The organism is Streptomyces sp. NPDC006476 (assembly GCF_040612015.1).
Taxonomy (GTDB): domain Bacteria; phylum Actinomycetota; class Actinomycetes; order Streptomycetales; family Streptomycetaceae; genus Streptomyces; species Streptomyces griseorubiginosus_B.
Genome location: NZ_JBEXPK010000262.1, coordinates 1 through 2,028 on the forward strand (window position 1 = coordinate 1; position 2,028 = coordinate 2,028).

The window sequence follows — 2,028 nt, forward strand, 5'->3', positions numbered from 1 at the left end:
GGTGACGCCGATCCGCCCTGGCGGCGCATCGGCTTTCCCTGCCCTGCTCCGCAGGAGTCCGTTTCCTCCCCCGCCTGAAGGCGGGAGTATCCACGCAGGAATCCCGATGAACCACTTTTCCTGGCGGGAAACATGCAGGTGGAACGCCGGAACCGGTCCGAACGGGGAAAGATTTAGCACTATTTGCCCCCTGTAACATACGAAGCCACTGTGCACATCGCACAGTTTCGGCGCCATTTTAGGCGCCGAATTTCTTGCACCGCGTACAGGGACAATGTGCAGTTTCACTCCTACGCTCTGTGACCTGTCTCAGACGGCAACGCACCGTGAGGAGTGCGACACAGTGGCGTCCATCAGCTGGTTCGACTGGCTCTGCATATGCATCTACTTTTACGTCATCATCGCCATAGGCCTTCAGTCGGTCGACCGGGACAGTACCGAGGACTTCGCGGTGGCGGGCCGCAGAATCGGCGGAGACGTGATCTTCGCAAGCCTCGCGGCGTCCTTCATCGGCGGCGGAGCCGTCCTGGGCACCGCGAGTGGCACGTTCCGTGACGGCTATGTCTTCCTGGTCACCATCTGCGCTTTCTCCATCCAGACTATCCTCGTCGGCCAGTTCGTGGCACCGCGACTGCGCAATTACACGGGTGCGCACACCGTCGGCGATGTGATGGCGGTTCACTACGGGCCAGCCGCCCAGCTGTTGACCGGATTGCTCTCCATCGCCGTCTGCGCGGGAATCCTCGGTGCTCAGGTACTCGCCTTCGGTACGATCTTCCATCTGCTGATGGGTGTCTCGAAGTTCGTCGGCGTGATCGCCGGAACGACGTTCGTGCTGCTGTACGCCACCTTCGGTGGCTTGTGGTCCGTAGTGAAGACCAACGTCGCACAGTTTGTGCTCTTCAGTGTTTTCCTGCCCCTCGTCCTTATCTTCGAGGGGTCCGCGCGGGAGGCCCCCACGCCCTGATCGCGAAAGTCCCCGAAGGGCATCTCTCATTTCTCGGCAGCTGGACTCCGCTGGCCTTCATCGGGGTCTTCCTCTCGTTCCTGCTCGGCGAGACGCTGGTGCCGCCCTACACACAGCGTGCCTTCGCGGCCAGAACCCCCCAAGACTCTCGCCGCGGCTTTCTGGTGGCGGGGATCTTCTCGCTGGGTTTCTACTTCGTCACCGCCTCGATCGGCCTGGTGGCAACCGTCCTGTACCCGAAGGCCACGCCTGACCAAGCACTGCCGACCGTCGTCTCCGAACTGCTGCCCATGGGCCTGAGCGGGATCGTACTGGCCGCCCTGTTCGCGGTGGTCATGTCGACGGCGGACTCCTATCTCAATGCCACGGCGGTCTGCTTCACCAAGGACATCTATGTCTCCTTCATCCACCGCGACGCCGGCGCACGACTGCTGTTGACGGTGCAGCGCCTGGTCACAGTGCTAGTGGGAGTCGCAGCGGCGTTCTTCGCCCTCGCAGCACCGTCGATCATCGACGCTCTGCTGATCTCCTACGACCTGTGGGCCCCCACTGTCGTGGCCCCGCTGATCCTGGGCGTGGTGTGGGGATACCGCAGTGGTGTCGCCGGGGTCCTGGCGATCGTGGCGGGCGGCGCGGCCATGGGGACATGGCGATGGGTCCTGCACGAGCCGTACGGGGTGAGCGCACTGATCGTCGGCGTGGCGGTCAACATCGTGGTCTACGGCCTTGCCTACATCCTCGACCCCCGCGCGGGCCGGCTGCCCGTCGCCACCATACGCGCTCACCCCACGGCTGCCCCTGTGGCCGGCCTCGGCCCAAGGAGTTGACCACCCATGTACGACCTGCTGTTCTACGGTGTGCCCGTGGCCGTCATGGTGGTGGCCCTGCTCCTCGCCATCCTCGGCCCCCGCTTCTACCTCAAGGATTCAGACCAGCCCAGATCGGCAGCGTCAGACGCCTAACATGGCCTTGACGTACTCCAGCGTCACCTCGTCCTCTTCGGCGATGGCCCGGTCCCGGGCGTCCTTGAGCGCGATGCGGAACTTCTCCAGCAGGTTCTC

The 2,028-nt window shown here is 63.8% G+C and carries 3 protein-coding genes; all 3 read left to right on the forward strand.

All coding sequences use genetic code 11. From position 1 onward, the window contains the following. Positions 1–343: 343 nt before the first annotated feature. The 3 genes from ABZZ74_RS53815 to ABZZ74_RS53825 are packed head-to-tail and all read left to right on the forward strand — an operon-like array spanning position 344 to position 1,929. Positions 344–967, forward strand: coding sequence for a hypothetical protein (locus ABZZ74_RS53815; protein WP_356951397.1), 624 nt, complete (start codon positions 344–346; stop codon positions 965–967). After that, a complete protein-coding gene (locus ABZZ74_RS53820) occupies positions 862–1,794 on the forward strand; it encodes a hypothetical protein (protein ID WP_356951398.1) in 933 nt (310 codons plus the stop codon). The genes ABZZ74_RS53815 and ABZZ74_RS53820 overlap by 106 nt, the downstream gene beginning before the upstream one ends. A gap of 6 nt (positions 1,795–1,800) precedes the next feature. Beyond that, entirely contained in the window at positions 1,801–1,929 is a 129-nt protein-coding gene (locus ABZZ74_RS53825; protein WP_356951399.1) for a hypothetical protein, read from the forward strand. Positions 1,930–2,028: the final 99 nt, after the last annotated feature.

Coding starts and splice junctions, on each gene's coding strand:
- ABZZ74_RS53825 (WP_356951399.1), top strand. CDS start 1,801: ATGTACGACCTGCTGTTCTACGGTGTGCCCGTGGCCGTCATGGTGGTG.